The organism is Rhizobacter sp., from assembly GCF_032229685.1.
GTDB lineage: Bacteria > Pseudomonadota > Gammaproteobacteria > Burkholderiales > Burkholderiaceae_C > LMDS01.
Map to the genome: position 1 here is coordinate 200,830 of NZ_JAVTWP010000030.1, position 19,116 is coordinate 219,945.

General features: G+C 68.5%; 9 protein-coding genes. 7 read left to right on the forward strand and 2 right to left on the reverse strand.

Going from position 1 to position 19,116, the window contains the following annotated elements:
• The first annotated feature begins 70 nt into the window (after positions 1-70).
• From AC30PD_RS11755 to AC30PD_RS11775, 5 genes are all read left to right on the forward strand, one after another.
• On the forward strand, positions 71-7,393 hold the full coding sequence (locus AC30PD_RS11755) for an amino acid adenylation domain-containing protein (protein WP_489535836.1): 7,323 nt from the start codon (positions 71-73) through the stop codon (positions 7,391-7,393).
• On the forward strand, positions 7,390-13,830 hold the full coding sequence (locus tag AC30PD_RS11760; RefSeq protein WP_489535837.1) for an amino acid adenylation domain-containing protein: 6,441 nt from the start codon (positions 7,390-7,392) through the stop codon (positions 13,828-13,830). The genes AC30PD_RS11755 and AC30PD_RS11760 overlap by 4 nt, the downstream gene beginning before the upstream one ends.
• Positions 13,831-13,997: 167 nt before the next feature.
• The gene (locus tag AC30PD_RS11765) at positions 13,998-14,555 is read left to right on the forward strand and encodes a 4'-phosphopantetheinyl transferase family protein (protein ID WP_489535838.1); all 558 of its coding nucleotides are present in this window, start codon (positions 13,998-14,000) and stop codon (positions 14,553-14,555) included.
• Positions 14,552-15,394 (forward strand): alpha/beta fold hydrolase, encoded by an 843-nt coding sequence (locus tag AC30PD_RS11770; RefSeq protein ID WP_489535839.1) that lies wholly within the window; start codon positions 14,552-14,554, stop codon positions 15,392-15,394. Before AC30PD_RS11765 ends, AC30PD_RS11770 begins: the two co-directional genes overlap by 4 nt.
• Positions 15,391-16,248 carry a serine aminopeptidase domain-containing protein gene (locus tag AC30PD_RS11775; RefSeq protein ID WP_489535840.1) on the forward strand — a complete coding sequence of 286 codons (858 nt, stop codon included), beginning with the start codon at positions 15,391-15,393 and terminating at the stop codon, positions 16,246-16,248. The genes AC30PD_RS11770 and AC30PD_RS11775 overlap by 4 nt, the downstream gene beginning before the upstream one ends.
• A 12-nt stretch (positions 16,249-16,260) precedes the next feature.
• On the opposite strand, the gene AC30PD_RS11780 is transcribed toward AC30PD_RS11775, so the two are convergent.
• Positions 16,261-17,223: a JmjC domain-containing protein gene (locus AC30PD_RS11780; protein ID WP_489535841.1), complete on the reverse strand. Its 963-nt coding sequence runs from the start codon at positions 17,221-17,223 to the stop codon at positions 16,261-16,263.
• A 147-nt stretch (positions 17,224-17,370) separates the two neighbouring features.
• Here AC30PD_RS11780 and AC30PD_RS11785 point away from each other — a divergent pair, with 147 nt between their 5' ends.
• Positions 17,371-18,192: a methyltransferase, TIGR04325 family gene (locus AC30PD_RS11785; RefSeq protein WP_489535842.1), complete on the forward strand. Its 822-nt coding sequence runs from the start codon at positions 17,371-17,373 to the stop codon at positions 18,190-18,192.
• Between the two features lie 21 nt (positions 18,193-18,213).
• Here the strand turns inward: AC30PD_RS11785 and AC30PD_RS11790 are convergent, their stop codons facing one another.
• Positions 18,214-18,810, reverse strand: coding sequence for a hypothetical protein (locus AC30PD_RS11790; protein ID WP_489535843.1), 597 nt, complete (start codon positions 18,808-18,810; stop codon positions 18,214-18,216).
• A gap of 74 nt (positions 18,811-18,884) precedes the next feature.
• Here AC30PD_RS11790 and AC30PD_RS11795 point away from each other — a divergent pair.
• Positions 18,885-19,116, forward strand: a 232-nt coding sequence (locus tag AC30PD_RS11795) for a hypothetical protein (RefSeq protein ID WP_489535844.1), incomplete at its 3' end; no start/stop codon positions are given.

Sequence of the window (19,116 nt, forward strand, 5' to 3'; positions counted from 1 at the left end):
ACTCTGCTGCCAACCGGCCTCGCCAAGGCATGGTCCACGCCCTGTTGACCACGCGCCCGAATCCTCGACCATGTTCTCTGCCTCGCAGCCCACCGAACCCAGCACAGCCCTCGCTTTGTCGGACCTGTTCGTTCCGTCGTCGCTCGCGTCTGCGGCGCCGCGCACGATCGAGCTCAGCACCGAACTGCCCGCAGCGCTGACGCAGGAGGCCAATGCCCTCTGCGCGTCTGCGGGCCTGCTGCCAGACACCCTGTACTGCGCGGCCTGGCTGCTGCTGCAAAGCCAGTGGCGCGGGGCGGCACTGCACGGCCATGCCGGTGCATCCGACCTCACGCAAACCTGCGCCAAGTGGCTCGCCGAGGTCGATGTCCGGCAGCGTGACACCGGCGGGGCGGCGTTCGGCTGGCTCGGCTCGTTGACGAGCGGGAATGGGCCGGCGCTTGCCGAAGACTCAGTGCTGGCCCTGGGCCTGCGGGGCACGACCCGCCGCAGCCTCGTCGTTTTCACATCGACCGCCGTGATGGACGAGGAGCAGGCGCGGACGGTGCTCGACGCCGTGGTTCAGGCGTCTTCTTCACTGCTCGCCAGCCTCGACAAGCCAGTGAGCGCCGTCGAAACCTTGCAGGCCGCACAACGCCAGCGCCAGCTCGTCGAGTGGAATGCGCCGCTCTCTTCGGCGCGACCCGCACTGAGCGTGCACGGCGTGTTTGCACAACAAGCCGCCGCACGCGGCGATGCCGCCGCCCTGTCGTATCGGGGTGCCTTGATGACCTATGCCGAGCTTGATCGGCAGTCGACGCAGTTCGCGGCGCGCTTGCAACAGCACGGCGTGGCCGCAGGGCAGACGGTGTGCGTGGCGCTCGAACGGTCGATGACCTCGATCGTCGCGCTGCTCGGTGTGCTGAAAGCCGGTGCCGCGTACCTGCCGGTCGACGTGTCGTACCCTGCAGAACGCCTGGCCTTCATGCTCGACGACGCATCGGTCGTGCTCGTCGTCACCGGCAGCGAGCACCGCGCCGTCTTCACCGGCCCGACCCCGGTGCTCACGATCGACGCCGCGCCCGATGACCAGTCCGCGCAACCGGTGTTCGCACCGGTCGCGGCCTCTGGTGATTCGCTCGCCTACGTGATGTACACCTCGGGCTCCACCGGCACACCCAAGGGCATCGAGATCTGCCACCGCTCCATCCTGCGCCTGGTGCTGGATGCACGCTATGTCGAACTCAGCCCCACCGCCGCCGTGATGCACGCGGCGCCTCTTGGTTTCGACGCTTCGACGCTCGAAATCTGGGGCCCCTTGCTGAATGGCGGGCGCTGCGTGTTGCACGACGAAGACCTGCCCACCGGCGCCGGCCTCGCGCGCACGATCCGCAAAGAACAGGTGAGCACGGCCTGGCTCACGGCCGCGCTGTTCAATGCGGTGGTCGACGACGACCCGCGCCACCTGCACGGCCTGAAGCAATTGCTGATCGGCGGCGAAGCCCTCTCCGTCGCCCACGTGCGCCGTGCGATGCAGGCGCTGCCCGAGGTGACGATCATCAATGGCTACGGGCCGACCGAGTGCACGACCTTCACGGCCGCGTATGCCATTCCGCGTGACCTTCCTGCGCACGCGCGCTCGGTGCCGATCGGCCGCCCCATCACCGACACCCCCGTGCACGTGCTCTCGCCGACGATGCAGCACTTGCCGATCGGGCTGGTTGGCGAACTCTTCGTCGGCGGCCGTGGTCTGGCGCGTGGTTACCTGAAACGTGACGCGCTGACCCGCGACCGCTTCGTGCCCGACCCTTTCGGCGCGCCCGGCGAGCGCCTGTACCGCACCGGCGACCTCGTGCGCTACCTGCCCGATGGCAACATCGAGTTCGTCGGGCGCGCCGACGGCCAGGTGAAGGTGCGCGGCTTCCGCATCGAGGTCGGCGAGATCGAGGCCGCACTCGCCGGCCACCCCGGCCTGAAGGCGAGTGCCATCGTGGCCGCCAAAGACCGCGCCGGCAACACCCGGCTCGTCGCCTACCTTGTGGCGGCGCTGGGCGCGGCAGAGCTGCCTGCCGCGGAACTGCGCCAGTACCTCGGTCAGCGCCTGCCTGAATTCATGGTGCCTGCCAGCTTCGTCTGGATGGCGGCCTTCCCGATCACCACGAACGGCAAGCTCGACCGCCGCGCGCTGCCGGCACCCTCGTCCGAACGCCCCGATCTGGCCGAACCGTTCCAGCAGGCCACGAGCGCGACCGAGCGTCGCGTCTGCGCCGCCTTCGCGAGCGCACTCGGCTTCGAGCCCATCGGCCGCAACGACAACTTCTTCGATCTGGGCGGCAATTCGCTGCTGGTGCTGCGCGTGATCGCCGAACTGGGCCGCGACCACCCCGCCCGCCTGTCGACCAACACCTTCTTCCGCCAGCCCACACCTGCCGCGCTGGCGCGGGCGCTCGATGCCGACGGTGCCGACCTGTCGCTCGACACGCGCCGCCTGTCGCGCCAATCGGCGGCAGGCCGCAGTGCGAACGAAGAACCGATCGCCGTCATCGCGATGGCAGGCCGCTTCCCCGGCGCACGCAACGTCGAGCAGTTCTGGGACAACCTGTGCGCAGGCCGTGACGGCATCACCTTCTTCAAGGACGACGAGCTCGACCCGGGCCTGCCCGCGGCGCTGACGAGCGACCCGTGTTATGTGAAGGCCCGCGGCGTGGTCGACGACGTCGAGCTGTTCGACGCCGCGTTCTTCGGCATCTCGCCGCGTGAAGCCGAGTTGATGGACCCGCAGCAGCGCATCTTCATGGAGCTGTGCTGGGAATGCCTGGAGCGCGGCGGCCACGCGCCCGACGCCGCCGGCGGCCCTGTCGGCGTGTTCGCCGGCATGTACAACGCCACGTACTTTCAACGCCACGTCATGCACCGGCCCGAGCTGATCGAAAAGCTCGGCGAGTTCCAGGTGATGCTGGCGAACGAGAAGGACTACATCGCCACCCGCATCGCCAACCGCCTCAACCTGACCGGCCCGGCCGTCAGCGTGCACACGGCGTGTTCGACCTCGCTGGTGGCGATCGCCCAAGCCTTCACGAGCCTGCGCGCCGGGCAGTGCGACATGGCCCTGGCGGGCGGCTCGTCGATCACCTGCCCGCCGCGCAGCGGTTACCTGTACCAGGACGGCGCGATGCTGTCGCCCGACGGTCGCACCCGCAGCTTCGATGCGAACGCGCAGGGCACCGTGTTCAGCGACGGCACCACCGTCGTGTTGCTCAAGCGCCTGAGCGACGCCATCGCCGACGGCAACACCGTGTACGCCGTGATCCGCGGTGTGGCCGTCAACAACGACGGGCGCGACAAGGCCAGCTTCACGGCACCGAGCGTCGACGGCCAGGCTGCCGTGGTCGCCGCGGCGCAGGCTTCGGCCGGTGTCGACCCGCGCACGATCTCTTACGTCGAGACGCATGGAACGGCCACGCCGCTCGGCGACCCGGTCGAACTCGAAGGCCTGACGCGGGCTTTCCGGCGCGGCACGGCCGACACCGGCTTCTGCCGCATCGGCTCGCTCAAGAGCAACGTCGGGCACATGGTGATCGCGGCGGGCGCTGGCGGTGTCATCAAGACGGCACTGTCGCTCGCAGCCGAACAGTTGCCACCGAGCATCCACTTCGACAAACAAAACCCGAAGATCGACTTCGCCGCCAGCCCGTTCATCGTCAACGACCGGCTCACGCCTTGGCCGCGCGCTGCGCAGGTGCGGCGCGCCGGCGTCAGCAGCTTCGGCGTCGGCGGCACGAACGCTCACGTCGTGATGGAAGAGGCGCCGCTGACCGCTGCGTCAACACCGGCGCGCGGTCCGCAATGGCTGCAACTGTCGGCGCGTTCCGCCGCCGCGCTGCAGCGCATGGGCGAGCAACTGGCCGATCATCTCGAAGCACACCCGCAGCTCAATCTCGCCGACGTGGCCTACACGCTGCAGCACGGCCGCAGCCGCTTCACGCATCGGCTGTCGGTGGTGGCCGATTCTTCGTCGCAGGCCGTGGTCGCCTTGCGCAGTGCCGACGCACCGCTGCGCAGCGCGCGCAGCGTGGGTGCATTGGTGCCCTCGCAGGTGTGGCTGTTCCCGGGTCAGGGAGCGCAGTACGCCGGCATGGGGCGTGGCCTGTATGAAAGCGACGGCGCTTTTCGCGCGGCCTTCGATGAATGCCTCGACGCATTGCGGTCGGTCCTGCCCTTCGACCTGCGTGCGCGCATGTTCGACGGTGGCGCCGACGCGCTCACGGCGACCGACACCACCCAGCCGGCCACCTTCTGCATCGAATACGCACTCGCCCGCGTCTGGCTCGCCCGTGGAGCGCAACCAGCCGCGCTCATCGGCCACAGCATCGGCGAATTCGCGGCCGCGGTGATCGCCGGTGTCATGCCTCTGGCCGATGCGGCACGCCTCGTGGCCATGCGCGGTGCATTGATGCAGGCCCTGCCGCGCGGCAGCATGCTGTCGGTTCGGCTCGCGCTCGACAAGCTGATGCCGCTCATCCCGGCGGGCCTGTCGCTGGCCGCCGAGAACGGGCCTCTCAGTTGCGTGGTGGCCGGGCCGACGCCGCTGGTCGAAGCCTGGCAGGCGAAGCTGGAAGCCGACGGCATCACCGCGCGCCTGCTGCAGACCTCGCACGCTTTCCATTCGTCGATGATGGACGCGGCCGTCGCGCCCTTCGAAGCCGAAGTGCGCAAGGTGACGCTGTCGGCACCCGCGATCCGCATCGTGTCGACCTTGACCGGCACCTGGATGACCGACCAGGACGCGACCGACCCGCGCTACTGGTCACGCCACCTGCGCGAACCGGTTCGTTTTTCAGCCGCGTTGCGCACACTGCAGCCGGACCTCGACGCTGCCTTTCTCGAGATCGGCCCGCGTGGCACGCTGGCCACGCTGGCCCGCCAGCATGCGGTGCCCGGTAAGGGCGCGCCGATGGCGATCGCCAGCCTGGGCGATTCACCCGACTCGGAGGCCGCGTTGCTGTTGCTCGCCCAGGCGCAGTTGTGGTCGGTCGGCATCGAGTTGCCGTCGTCCGCAGCCTCGCCCGCCGAAGGCCGGCGCCGCGTGCTGCTACCGACCTACGCCTTCGAGCACAAGCGCTTCTGGATCGACGCGCCACACGCGTCGACTCCGGCGGCAGCGCCCGCACCTGTTCCGGTTGTCGCCGCAATTCCCGCCGCAGCGCCGCAGACTGCAACGATCACCCCCGATATTCCCGCACCGAGGCTTGACATGTCCCACACCCAACCTGCCGCCAGCCCTGCGCCCGCCGCCGCGCGGCACCCGCGCTTCGTCTCGCGCCTGCGCGAGCTGTTCGAAGACGTGGCCGGCGTCGACCTCGGCGACGCCGATGCGGCAGCGCCCTTCGTCGAACTCGGCCTGGACTCGCTCACCTTGACCCAAGCGGCGCTCCAGGTGAAGAAGAACTTCAGTGTCGCGATCACGTTCCGGCAATTGATGGAGAAGTACCGCAGCTTCGACACGCTCGCCGCCTTCCTCGACGAGACCGTGCCGGCCGAAGCGGCGCAGGTGGCCGCACCGGCCGTGATGGCCGCTTCGGCACCGGGCGTTGCGGCGCCCGCAGCGTTCGCTCCGCTCGCCATGACCGTTGCCGGCCCGGCCGCCGCGCCGTCGTCGCTGGTGCAACAGGTGATCGCGCAGCAGATGCAATTGATGGCACAACAGCTCGCGCTGCTGAACGGCTCGGCCGGTGCCGCCGCCGTGGCGCCGCAGGTGGCGGCAGCCACCGTGACACAGCCTGCAGCGCCGGCGGCTGTCGTCGCGCCGCCCAGTGCAGGTGCACCCACGTCCACGCCCGCGCCTGCCGAAGAAGCCTCGACCTCACGCTACGACGTCAAGAAGGCCTTCGGTGCGATCGCCCGCATCCACACCCAGGCCAACGAAGTGACGAACCGGCAGCGCGTGCGGCTCGACACCTTCATGCGCCGCTACGTGGAGCGCACGCGCAAGAGCAAGGATTACACCGTTCAGCACCGCTCGCGCCTGGCCGACCCGCGCGTCGTCAACGGCTTCCGCCCGATGACCAAAGAGATCACCTACCAGATCGTGATCGAGCGCAGCAAGGGTTCGCGCATGTGGGACATCGACGGCAACGAGTACGTCGACGTGCTCAACGGGTTCGGCATGAACCTGTTCGGCTGGCAACCCGACTTCGTGCAGGACGCGGTGAAGAAGCAGCTCGACGCCGGCTACGAGATCGGGCCGCAACATCCGCTGGCCGGTGAAGTGGCCGATCTGGTCTGCGAGCTCACCGGCTTCGACCGTGCCGGCCTGTGCAACACCGGCTCCGAAGCGGTGATGGCGGCCGTGCGCATCGCGCGCACGGTGACCGGCCGCAACATGGTCGTCACCTTCACCGGCTCGTACCACGGCACCTTCGACGAAGTGCTGGTGCGCGCCGGCCGCGGTGGCAAGGGCATTCCGGCCGCGCCCGGCATCATGGCCGGCGTGTTCGGCGACGTGCGTGTGCTCGAGTACGGCACGCCCGAAGCGCTGGAGTTCATCCGCACGCATGCCGACGATCTGGCGGCCGTTCTGGTCGAGCCGGTGCAGAGCCGCCGGCCCGACTTCCGCCCCGTCGACTTTCTGAAGGAAGTGCGTGCCATCACCGAAAAGAGCGGTACCTGCTTCATCTTCGACGAAGTGATCACCGGGTTCCGGGCCCACCTCGGCGGCACGCAGGCGCTGTTCGGCGTGCGCGCCGACCTGGCCTGCTACGGCAAGGTCATCGGCGGTGGTTTTCCGGTCGGCGTGATCGCCGGCAAACGCGACTACATGGACGCGCTCGACGGCGGCGGCTGGCAGTTCGGCGACGACTCGATGCCGACGGTCGGTGTGACCTACTTCGCCGGCACCTTCGTGCGCCACCCGCTCGCGCTCGCCGCGGCGAAGGCCTCGCTCGTGCATCTGAAGGAGCAAGGCCCGGAACTTCAGGAAAGGCTCAACCAGCGCACCCTGGCCATGGCCGACGAGCTCAGCGCGTTCTGCCGCGAGGTGGGCGCGCCGCTCGAGATCCGCAGCTTCGCGTCGCTGTGGCGCGTGAGCTGGCTCGAAGACCACCCGCTGCAAGACCTGCTGTTCGCGATGATGCGCAGCCGCGGCGTGCACATCCTCGACAACTTCCCGTGCTTCTTCACGACGGCGCATTCCGAAGCCGACGTGCAACTGATCGCCACCGCGTTCAAGGACTCGGTGCGTGAGCTGCAGGAGTCCGACTTCTTGCCACGCCACAAGGTGCCGGTGGCGATGGTGTTCGACGCGGCCAAGCCGCCCGTGCCCGGCGCACGCCTGGGCAAGGACGCTGACGGCAAGCCGGCGTGGTTCGTGCCGAACCCGAAGGATCCGGCGAAGTATCTGAAGGTGAATGCATGAGCGTTGAAGTGCCGGCCGGTTTCTCGGCTGTCGACCACGACCCTTTCGCAGAAGTCCCGCTCACGCGGGTGGTTCCCAGCACCGAGCCACAGCGTGAGGTGTGGTTGGCCGACCAGCTCAGCACCGCCGCTTCGCTCGCGTACAACGAATCGGTCAGCCTGCGCCTGACCGGCCCGCTCGACGTGTCGGCGCTGCAGGCCGCCACACGCGCACTCGTCGAACGCCACGACGCACTCCGCGCGACTTTCGGCAGCGACGGCCAGACACTCTGCATCGCCGACACCGCCAGCGCACTGGAAGTCGGCTCGGTCTCTCTCGACGCGCTGCCCGCCGCCGAACGCGATGCAAGCGTGGCCAGAATCCTGCGCGAAGAAGTCGATCGCGGTTTCGATCTCGAGCAAGGGCCTTTGCTGCGCGCGCGCCTGCTCAAGCTGCAAGCCCAGGAACACCTGCTTGTGCTCACCGCACACCACATCGTGTGCGACGGCTGGTCGTTCGGCGTGCTCGTCAAGGACCTCGGCCAGCTCTACGCGTGCCAGCTCGGGCAGGCGCCCGAGCTCCCGCCGGCCGTGTCGTTCACCGACTACGCGCTCGCGCAATCGGCACGCGCCACCAGCCCCGAACACTTCGCCGATGAAAACTACTGGACGAGCCGGTTCGCCGACGGCGCACCGCTGCTCGACTTGCCGACCGACCGCCCACGGCACGCCCAACGCAGCTTCGCTTCACAACGCCTCGACGTTCGACTCGACGCCGGCCTGCTGGCTGAGGTGCGCAAGTTCGGCTCGCGCCAGGGAGCGAGCCTGTTCTCGACGCTGCTCGGCAGCTTCGCGGCGACCTTGCAGCGTGTCTGCGGCGGCGACGACTTCGTGGTCGGCGTTCCCGCAGCAGGCCAGAGCGAAGCCGGCTGGGAAGGCGTGGTCGGGCATTGCGTGAACTTGCTGCCACTGCGCCTGCGCGTCGACGCGGCTGCGCCGCTGGGCACGCTGCTCGGCAGCACGCAATCCGCGATGCTCGATGCCTTCGAGCACCAGCAATACACCTTCGGCACCCTGCTCAAGAAGCTCGTGCTGCCCCGCGAGCCGAGCCGCCTGCCGCTGGTCAGCGTGATGTTCAACCTCGACCAGGCACTCGACACCACGCAAGCCGGTTTTCCCGGCCTGGAACTGGCCTTCTCGGGCAACGCAAGAACACACGAGAACTTCGAGCTGTTCGTCAACGCCGTTCAGGAAGACGGTGGCCTGCGGCTCGAGTGCCAGTACAACAGCGATCTGTTCGACGGCGCCACGGTGCAACGCTGGATGGCCGGCTACGAGGCGCTTCTGCGCGGGGCCAGCAGCGCACCCGATCAGGCGCTCGGCGACCTGCCGTTCGTGAGTGCGGCCGATCGTGCGCTGATGGCGGGCTGGAACACCACCGCCACGCCCTTCTCACGGCTGACGCTGGTGCACGACTTGTTCGAAGCGCAAGTGGGTCGTACGCCCGATGCCGTGGCCGTGGTCACCGGAAGCGTCTCGCTGAGCTACGCCGCACTCGACGCGCGTTCCAACCAGATCGCGCACACCCTCAGTGCGCGTGGCGTATCGCCGGGAGCCATGGTCGGCCTGCACATCGAGCGCGGTGCAGACATGCTGGCCGCACAACTGGGCGTGTTCAAAGCGGGATGCGCCTACGTGCCGCTCGACCCGGCGTACCCGACCGACCGCCTGGCCTACATGGCCGACGATGCCGGGCTCGCGCTGCTGATCAGCAACGCCGCAGGGGCAAAGACGCTGGGGTGGCCGCACGAGCGCTGCCTGCTGCTCGACACCGACGCAGCGCAGCTCGGCCAGGCGCCTCATGGGCCGCTGAAACATGCGGAGGGTGCGCTCCACTCGGAGCTTCCCGCCTATGTGATCTACACGTCGGGCTCGACCGGCAAACCCAAGGGCGTGGTCGTGCCGCATCGCGCGGCCGTCAACTTCCTGCATGCGATGGCGCGCCGCCCCGGGCTGAGCGCCGAAGACACGCTGGTGGCCGTGACGACGCTGTCGTTCGACATCGCCGTGACGGAACTGCTGCTGCCGCTGACCGTCGGCGCCCGCATCGTGCTGGCGAGCCGCGAAGAAGCGGGCGACGCGAGCCTCTTGAGAGGGCTGGTCGAAACCCACCACGTCAACGTCATGCAGGCCACGCCGGCCACCTGGCGGCTGCTGCTGGCGGCAGGCTGGGCGGGCAACGCCGGCTTCAAGGCCTTGTGCGGTGGCGAGCCACTCGACCTCGACCTCGCCCGACAGTTGCTCGCGCGCACGGGGTCGCTCTGGAACATGTACGGCCCGACCGAAACCACCGTGTGGTCGACCTGCACACGCGTCGAGCCGGGCGCCCCGTCGATCGACATCGGTCGGCCGATCGACAACACCGCCATCTGGATCGTCGACGAGCGCTCGCAGCTGTGCCCGGTCGGCGTGCCGGGCGAGATCATGATCGGCGGCGAGGGCGTGACCTCGGGCTACCTGAACCGGCCCGAACTGACCGCCGAGCGTTTCGTCGCCGACCCGTTCTCCGACGCGCCTGGCGCCTTGCTCTACCGAACCGGGGACCGCGGCCGCTGGCGCGGCGAAGGCGTGATCGAACACCTGGGCCGCAATGACTTCCAGGTCAAGGTTCGTGGCTACCGCATCGAGCTCGGCGAAATCGAAACAACGCTGCTGGCCCATGCGAGCGTGGCGCGCGCCGTGGTCGTGACCCGCGAACACCAGGTCGGCGACCTGCGCCTCGTGGCCTACATCGTTCCGCGGCCCGGCCAGGCACTCGAAGAAGCAGCCCTCGTGGCGCATCTGAAAGCGACGCTGCCCGACTACATGCTGCCGCAGCACTTCGTGACGCTGGCCACCATTCCGCTGCTGCCGAACGGCAAGGTCGACCGAAAGGCATTGCCGGCGCCGGATCTGGCAGTCGCGGTGGCCAGCGAGTTCGTCGCGCCGCGCAACGACCGCGAACGCGAGGTCGCCGCCGCGATGGAATCGGCCCTCAGCCTGCCCGGCCTGAGCGTGCACGACAACTTCTTCGCGCTGGGCGGCCATTCGTTGCTGGCCGCACAACTGGCCACAGCACTCAGCCGCTCCCTCGGCCAGCGCGTGCCGTTGCGTGCGGTCTTTGATGCACCGTCGATCGCGCAACTCGCCAAGTGGCTCGATGCTCAGCTGGCGAGCGACGTTGTCGCACCTGCCACGATCGAAATCCATGCCGAAGCAGATCGGGCGCCCACCTCGCTGATGCAGCAACGCCTGTGGTTCCTGGAGCAGCTCGCCCCCGGCCGCGTGACCTACAACACCCCGTCGGCGCACCGCCTGACCGGTGCTTTCGACCTGAACGCCTTCGAGCGCAGCTTCAACGAGATGCTGCGCCGCCAGGCCGTGTTGCGCACCGCTGTGATCGACGAAGACGGCGTACCGGTGCAGCACATCCTGCCGAGCCTGCAGGTCTCGCTGCAACCGGTGGAAGACCTGTCGCATCTGGCGCCGGCTGAGCGCGAAGCGCGACTGCTTGCACTGATGCAGGAGCGCGTGGCTCAGCCGATCGACCTGCGCGATGCGCCACTGTTCCGTGTCGGCCTGTACAGGCTCGCCGCAGAAGAACACGTGCTGTTCTTCATGCCGCACCACATCATCTGGGACGGCTGGTCGTTCGACCTGCTCTACGAAGAAATGGCGGCGCTCTACGGCGCCTACAGCCGCGGCGCCGAGCCGACGCTCGCGCCGCTCGCGGCCAGCTACGCCGACTTCGCACACTGGCAGGCGCAGTGGCTGGAGAGCGACGATCTGAAACGCCAGCTCGGCCACTGGACCGCGCGGCTCGCCGGCCTGCCCGGCCCGCTGGAGTTGCCGCTCGACCGGCCGCGGCCGGCGCGCATGTCGGGTGCCGGCGGCACACGTTCGGTCGCGTTCTCGCAAACGCTGGCCGACGAAGTGCGGCGTTTCGGCCAGTCGCACGACGCCACGCTGTACATGACGCTGCTCGCGGTCTACGCCATGCTGCTCAGCCGGCTGTCGGGGCAGCGTGAGCTGATGATCGGTACACCGGTGCGCGGCCGCGATTCAGCACAGCTCGACAACGTAATGGGCTTCTTCGTCAACGCCCTGCCCTTGCGCCTGAGCATCGAGCCGGGGCAGAGTTTTGTCGACCTGGTGGCCCAGGTTCGCCGCGTCGTGCTCGACGCGTTCTCGGCGCCCGACGTGCCCTTCGAGCACCTGGTGCGCGAGATGAACCTGCCGCGCGACGAAAGCCGCTCACCGATCTACCAGGCCTTCTTCTCGTTCCAGGACGCGCGCCAGCGCACGCGCCAATGGGGCGCGCTGAAGCAGGAGCAGGTGCACCTGTTCCAGCCCGGCGCTGCAGAAGACCTGGGGCTGTGGTTCCTCGAACACCCGCAGGGGCTGGCCGGGGGTCTGAGCTACAACGCCGACGTGTTCGAGCCTGGGACTGTGCAGCGGTTCGTGGACCGCTACGAACGCTTGCTGGCCTCGGCGCTGGCCGAACCGCAACGCGCGGTCGGCGAACTGGCCTACGCCACCGCGACCGAGCTCGCCGCGCTCGACCGATGGAACCACACCGCGGCCACCGCGTCGCCAGCACCCTCGATCGCGGCGCTGCTGCAGACGCAGGCACTCGTGTCGGGCCCCCGGGTCGCACTGCGCAGCGGCGACACCACCCTCACGTACGCCGAACTCGATACCGGTGCGAACCGGCTGGCGCACGCGCTGCGCGCGCGCGGCGTGGGGCGCGGGGCGCTGGTCGGTCTGTGTCTGGAACGTTCACCCGACATGCTGACGGCGCAGTTGGCCGTTCTCAAATCGGGCGCCGCCTATGTGCCGCTCGATCCGGCCTACCCGGCCGACCGCCTGGGCTACATGGCCAGCGACGCGAAGCTCGCGCTGCTCATCACGCACTCGTCGCTCACGCAGGTGTTGCCGTGGCCGCGCGCGGCTTCGTTGCTGGTCGACACCGACGCCACGGCCGTCGCAGCCCTGCCCGGCACACCCTTGCTGCCCGACGCCCGGCTCGATGCCACGGCCGACGACCCGGCCTACGTGATCTACACGTCGGGCTCGACGGGCAAGCCGAAAGGCGTGGTCGTGCCGCACGGGGCCGTGCTCAACTTCCTGGCCAGCATGGCGCGTGAACCCGGGCTGGTCGCCGACGACAAGCTGCTCGCGGTGACCACCTTGTCGTTCGACATTGCGGTGCTCGAACTGCTGCTGCCACTCTCGGTGGGTGCACAGGTCGTTCTGGCGAGCACTGAAACCACGCAGAGCGGCCCGGCGCTTCGCCAACTGCTCGAAGCGAGCGGCGCCACCGCAATGCAGGCCACGCCCAGCACCTGGCGTCTGCTGCTCGAGGCCGGCTGGAGGGGGTCGCCCACGTTCAAGGCCCTGATCGGCGGCGAGGCCCTGCCGCTCGATCTGGCGCAGACGCTGCGCGAGCGCTGCGACGCGCTGTGGAACATGTACGGCCCGACCGAAACGACGGTCTGGTCGACCTGCTGGCAGGTGGAGCTGCCGATCGAACGCATCTCGATCGGCCGGCCCATCGCGAACACCTGGGTGCGCATCCTCGACGAACAAGGGCAAGTCTGTGCCGTCGGCGTGCCGGGAGAGATCTGCATCGGCGGCAGTGGCGTGACCACGGGTTACCTGCACCGGCCCGAGCTCACCGCCGAACGTTTCATCGCCGACCCCGCCATCGCGAACGGGCGCCTGTACCGCACCGGTGACCGCGGCCGCTGGTGCGATGACGGGCTGCTCGAGCACCTGGGCCGCATGGACTCGCAGGTCAAGGTGCGTGGCCACCGCATCGAGCTCGGCGAGATCGAGGCGAACCTCGCCAGCCACCCGCAGGTTGCTCAGGCCGTGGTGATCGTGCGCGAAGACAAGCCGGGCGATGTGAGGCTCGTGGCCTACCTGATCGGCCGCGACGGGCAAGCCAGTGCCCCCGATCTGCGGACCCATCTTCGCCTGACTCTGCCCGACTACATGCTGCCGCAGCACTTCGTGCCGATCGAGCGCATGCCGCTGCTGCCCAACGGAAAGGTCGATCGCAAGGGCCTGCCGGCACCGAGCGAAACCGTCGCCGCTGCGCCACATCGCCTGCAGCAGCCACTGAGCGACATCGAACAAGGCGTGGCGCAGGTGTGGCAAGACATCCTGGGCGTCTCCGACATCCGGGCCACCGACAATTTCTTCGACCTGGGTGGCCACTCGCTGATCGCGATGCGCGCGGTGATGGAAATGGAAAAGCGCCTCTCGATCCGCGTGGCCGTGCGCCGGTTGGTGTTCGAGAGCCTGGCACAGGTCGCGGCCACGCCGGTCGAAGCGGCGCCTGCCGCCGGCGACGAAGAATCGGCGCGGCCGGGTCTGCTGTCGCGGGTGTTCGGTCGACTGGGGCGCCGTTCTTGACCGTGCTTGCACCTTCATTCCTCGAGGTGGCTGACGCGTCGGAACCGGTTGAACTGCAGTCACCGATCGCGGGTGTCCGCCTCTGGCTCGCTGGCCTCGACGGGCCAGCTCAACACGACGCGGCGGCGTGGCTGCCTGCGACAGAGAAGGCGCGCGCCGCACGCTTCGTGTTCGCGCGCGACGCCGCCCGCTATCGTGCAGCCCACGTGCTGCTGCGCCGCCTGCTGTGGGCGCACTGCGGACTGCCGGCAGGCGAAGAATTCGAGCTCGGCGCGCACGACAAGCCGCATCCGCGGGCAAGCCGGGGCGGGGGTTTCAACCTGAGCCACAGCGAAGGCCACGCGCTCATCGGCATCGGTGCAGAAGACGGCGTGGGCGTGGACATCGAAATGCTGCGCGATGTGAGCGACATCTGGCCACTGGCAGAACAGAACTTCAGCGCGAACGAGTACGAGGAGCTGCGCCGCGCTCCGAAAGAACATCTTTCACGCGCCTTCCTTAGCGGCTGGACGCGCAAGGAAGCCTGCCTGAAGGCGGCGGGCTGCGGCCTGAGCATCGCGCCGGCCGGTTTCGACGTCGGTCTGGCGCCAGCACCGAAAGTTCTGACCCTGCAAACCGACTCAGGTGCTGTCGAAGTACTTGTGCACACCGTTCAAGCCGGCGAAAACGCATTGGCCGCCGTGGCGAGAACTTTGTGCACGCCGCCCGATCAAGAACCTTCATGAGCACACTTGGCCCATCGATCCAGCCCTTCTACTTCGGCACGCCGCAGCGCCGCTTGTTCGGCATCTTCCACCCGGGCGAGCCAGCCCCCACGGCCATGCCGGGAGTGGTGCTGTGCCCGGCCTTCGGGCAGGAAGCAGTGCGTGCCCACCGCATGATGAAAGTGCTGGCCGAACGGCTGGCCCGTGCCGGGCACCCGGTGTTGCGTTTCGACCTCTACGGCACCGGCGACTCGATGGGTGAAGGCAGCGACGGCGAGCTCGAAGGCTGGGCCGCCGATCTGCACTCGGCCGACCGCGAATTGCGTGCCCGCAGCGCCGTGCATGACACGGTGTGGATCGGCATGCGTCTCGGGGGCACGATCGCACTGCGTGCCGCCGAACAGGCGCCGCCCGGCCTGAAGCGCCTCGTCCTCTGGGACCCGGTTCTCGACGGCGCGGCGTATCTGCGCTACCTGCGCGAGCGGCACGTGGCCATCCTCGGCGACGCCTTCAGCGTCATACCGCGCCCGTCAGCCAGCGAGCGGGCGCGCGACCCGGCCGAATTTCAGAACGAGGCGATCGGCTTCGCGCTGCCCCCAGCGTTGCGCGAGCAGTTGCAGGCCGTGCGGCCGACCGGTCTGCGCTGGCCGCCCCGGCCCGCATCGATCGTCGCGCTCACCGACCCGGCTGACGCCGACGGGCGAGACCTGGCAGCCGCCTGCGCTGCAACACCTGGCCGTGTGCAGGCCGTTTCACTCTCGCACGGCACCGTGTGGGCCAGCGATTCGGCCGACAACGGCGCGCTCATCACCGCGCCGGCGCTGATGCAACTCGTCAAGCACGCCGGAGCGAACGCATGACCGAAACACCTCTGGTCTTCGGCCCGGACGCTTCGCTCGTCGGCGTGCTCACACAGCCCGTGGGCGATGCGCAGGCTCAGGTCGCGTTCATCACCTTCAACGCCGGTGTGATCCCGCGCATCGGCCCGCACCGGCTCAACGTCAAGCTTGCGCGCACGCTGGCGCGGGCTGGTGAAACGAGCCTTCGCTTCGACCTCTCGGGCCAGGGCGACAGCCGAAGCGCACGTGGCAGCGACGGCGATTTCTGGGCCCAGGCGGTGCGCGACCTGCGCATCGCCATGGACCACCTGGAGCAGGCATTCGGCATTCGTCGCTTCGCGCTGATCGGCATTTGCTCGGGCGCGGTCAACGTCTTCGCGGCTGCGCGGGCCGACGCGCGCGTGGTCGGCCTGTTGAGCTTCGACGGGCATTGGTACGGCAGCCGCTGGTCTCGCCTGGTGCGGCACTGGAAACGCTTTCGAAACCTGTCGTGGACCGAAGCCGCTGCCACCGGCGCGCGGCGGCTGGCCGGGCTCGTGACGCCCAAACGCGCCGCACCCGAAGGCGAACCGGCGCCCGACCTGTCGGGCCCGGCCAACCCGCCGCGCCACGAATTCGTGCGTGCGGTACAAGCGTTGGTGGACCGCCGGGTTGCGGTCTTCTTCATGTACAGCGGCTCGTCGATCGAGTACTACAGCTACGCCGGGCAGTTCCGCGATGCTTTCGGCCACGAGGCATTCTTCGACCAGGTGCGTTGCGACTTCCGCCCCGACCTCGACCACACGCTGATCTCGCTGGAGGCTCAGCAACGCATGATCGAGGTGATCACGAGCTGGGTGCCCGAAGTGCAGCGCGCGATTTCCAGCCTGACTTGAGCCGGCAGGCGCTTACATGCCGACCTGCGGCTTGTAGTGCCTGAAGGTCTTCTTGAACCAGATGAGCGCCCGGCCGAACGGGTATTTCAGGCGATCGATCGCGGTCGATTCGCCAGGTTCACGCGGTGAGAACCCGAGCCGCCGCAGCAGGTGATTCAAGGCGTGCACATTGGCGGAGCGGCGGGTCACGTCGGTGTAGAACACCACGCCGATCGAGATTGAAACGCCGTCGCCGGCACGCACCCAGCCCGGGTCGCTGCGGGTCATGTGAGGCGAGGTGCTCGGGAAGTAGACACCGTCACCGGGGCCGACATCGAACTCGTGGCTGCGTTCGCGAAAGCCGTCTTTGAGGCGCACCTTGTCGAGCGAGCCGTACATGATGAACTGGTCGACCGTTTCGGCCGCGACGACATGCCGGTCGGTGTGGTTCCACACGTTCATCGTCTTGCGGCCCTTCACCTGCAGCCAGAAGTTGTTCTCGCGGTCCATGTGGAACGGTGTCACCGAAGGCGGCGCCGAAATGAAAATGAACCCGCCCACGTTGCATGTGCCAGGCTGCTGCGCATCGACAAGCGGGCGCACGCAGGCGGTGACCTCGGCGAGAAATTCGCGGTACACCGGATGAGTCTCGACGTTGTACAGCGCGACCCAGGAGCCGGGCTCCTCGATGCGTCGAAAGACTTCGTCGATGGTGCGGCCGTCGTGCGCGTCGGCGTTGTGCGCGAAGGCCGAGGCCTGCTGCGTGTCGGGCATGATGAACCGGCACTGCTTCGTCGCCGACAGGTCTTGCGCGAGCTTTGCGAGCTCGGGCAACTGCATCAGCGGGTGTTCGTGAAAATTGTGGTGGATCGCCTGCACACGCTCGGTCGAAAACGCGTGCGGCTGATCGACCCAGACACGGAAGCGACGCCGGGCCGCCCCGCCCGACACAGTGCCCGGGGTGAAATCGCGGAAGGTCGATGCGGTGTCATTCATGGCCTTCGATTCTGCGGCGAACAGTGCACATCAGTCCAGCCTTGGGTGGCCGCAACAACACCCCCGCCTCGGGGGCGGTCGATGGGCGGGAGGCTCCGACATAATCCCGTCGCCCCGCCACTTTGAGCCGCCGCGAATGGATTCCACATGGCCCTGATCGAGTTCCTTCACCGGCGCGTCGATGCCTTGGCAAACCAGCCGCCGCTGCGCGGAATGATCCAGCGCCAGGCGCGCCAGGCCTTCATCGCCAACCGCAGCAGGAACATGTTCTTCGGCGTGCACGCCAGTTGGGAAGAAGCGGTGGCCGCCGCCCACGCCTTCGGCCTGGAGGGTTACGACAATGCAGCCTCGGCCGCCATGTACGACTCGCGCGTGCGCATGGACCAGCACGACTACCCCTCGCTCTACTGGTTGAGCCGCTCGCTTCAGGAAGGCTTGAAGGGCGTGTTCGATTTGGGGGGCGCCATCGGCATCAAATACCTCGCCTTCGGCGAACCGCTGCAGCGCTTCGACGACTTGCTCTGGCGTGTGCAGGACGTGCCGGCGATGGTGGCCCACGGGCGCGAACTCTCGATTCAGCGAGGTGACAACCACCGTCTGCAGTTCACCGAGAACTTCGGCGATGGCGAAGGCCTCGACATCCTCTTCGCGTCGGGCGTGTTGCAGTACCTGCCGCAAACCTTGAGCGAGTTGCTCGCGGGTTACAAGCGCTTGCCGCGTCGCATCGTGATCAACACCGCGGCGATCCACGACGAGCGCGAGTACTTCACCGTCAACAGCGTGGGCACCGCGTTCTGCCCTTACCGCGTGCAGACGCAGGCCGCCCTGATTCGAGGGCTGACGGCCCTCGGCTACCGCTTGCGCGAAGCCTGGCTCAACCCCGACAAGCCCTTGCGCATTCCCTACCGCCCCGACTACAGCCTGACCCACTACAGCGGTTACTGCCTCGATCTGGCAACGGCCGCGTAAGCCGCGGCGGGGCGACCCGACTCAAGGCGAGGACTGCACGGCCGCGATCCAGAGCTGGGCACCCTGCAGCGGCGTGGCTGCCCAGGTGACGTGGTAGGTGCCGGCAGCACTGACCTGCCGCACGGCCACGGCGCATTGCACCAGCGCGCCTTCGAGCAGGATCGAATCAATCACGCTGAAGCCGTTGTCCGGGATCGCGGTCTTGTTCGAGACCACGTTGGCATCGCCCCACCACCACGCCACCAGCAAGGCCGGGCCGGTGGTGGTGACGCTCTGGCTGGTGAGCGGGTTGCCGGAAAGCACCTCGTTCCACTTGACTTCGCCGATCGCACCGCCGTTCACGACTTCGACGACGCTGAGCGTGGTCTCGTCGGCAGGCACCGACTTCGGCGCGGTCACGACATGGCCTGAACCGCCGCTCGCGCGAGCGCAGGCGTAGAGCGCGGTGCCGGAGTTCTGCCACAAGGTGTAGATGTGGGTCGCGCCGAGCTGCGTGTAGGCGTTGCTCTTGTTGTCGGTCGGCAGCGCATGAGCCGAGACCACGCCGCGCCCGACCGACACCAAGACCGTGCTGCCCGAAGCGCGCGTTGCGATCGGGCTGATGCTGAGCGGCGACACGGCGACACCGTCTCGGTTGTAGACCAGGTTGTGCCCGCCGAGGGCAGGCGCAGTGGGGGCAGGCGGCGGCGCCGGTGCTGGCGGCGTCGGTGCCGGTGCCGGTGCCGGTGCCGGTGCCGGTGCCGGTGCCGGTGCCGGTGCCGGTGCTGGCGGCGTCGGTGCCGGCGCAGGTGGGGTCGGTGCCGGTGCTGGCGGCGTCGGTGCCGGCGCAGGTGGTGTCGGTGCCGGCGCAGGTGGTGTCGGTGCTGGCGCAGGCGGGGTCGGTGCTGGCGCAGGCGGGGTCGGTGCTGGCGCAGGCGGGGTCGG

What these genes read in the sequence shown, in the direction of transcription:
- AC30PD_RS11770 (WP_489535839.1), top strand. Translation starts at nt 14,552, where the DNA reads ATGAGCACACTTGGCCCATCGATCCAGCCCTTCTACTTCGGCACGCCG.
- AC30PD_RS11755 (WP_489535836.1), top strand. Translation starts at nt 71, where the DNA reads ATGTTCTCTGCCTCGCAGCCCACCGAACCCAGCACAGCCCTCGCTTTG.
- AC30PD_RS11760 (WP_489535837.1), top strand. Translation starts at nt 7,390, where the DNA reads ATGAGCGTTGAAGTGCCGGCCGGTTTCTCGGCTGTCGACCACGACCCT.
- AC30PD_RS11780 (WP_489535841.1), bottom strand. Translation starts at nt 17,223, where the DNA reads ATGAATGACACCGCATCGACCTTCCGCGATTTCACCCCGGGCACTGTG.
- AC30PD_RS11785 (WP_489535842.1), top strand. Translation starts at nt 17,371, where the DNA reads ATGGCCCTGATCGAGTTCCTTCACCGGCGCGTCGATGCCTTGGCAAAC.
- AC30PD_RS11775 (WP_489535840.1), top strand. Translation starts at nt 15,391, where the DNA reads ATGACCGAAACACCTCTGGTCTTCGGCCCGGACGCTTCGCTCGTCGGC.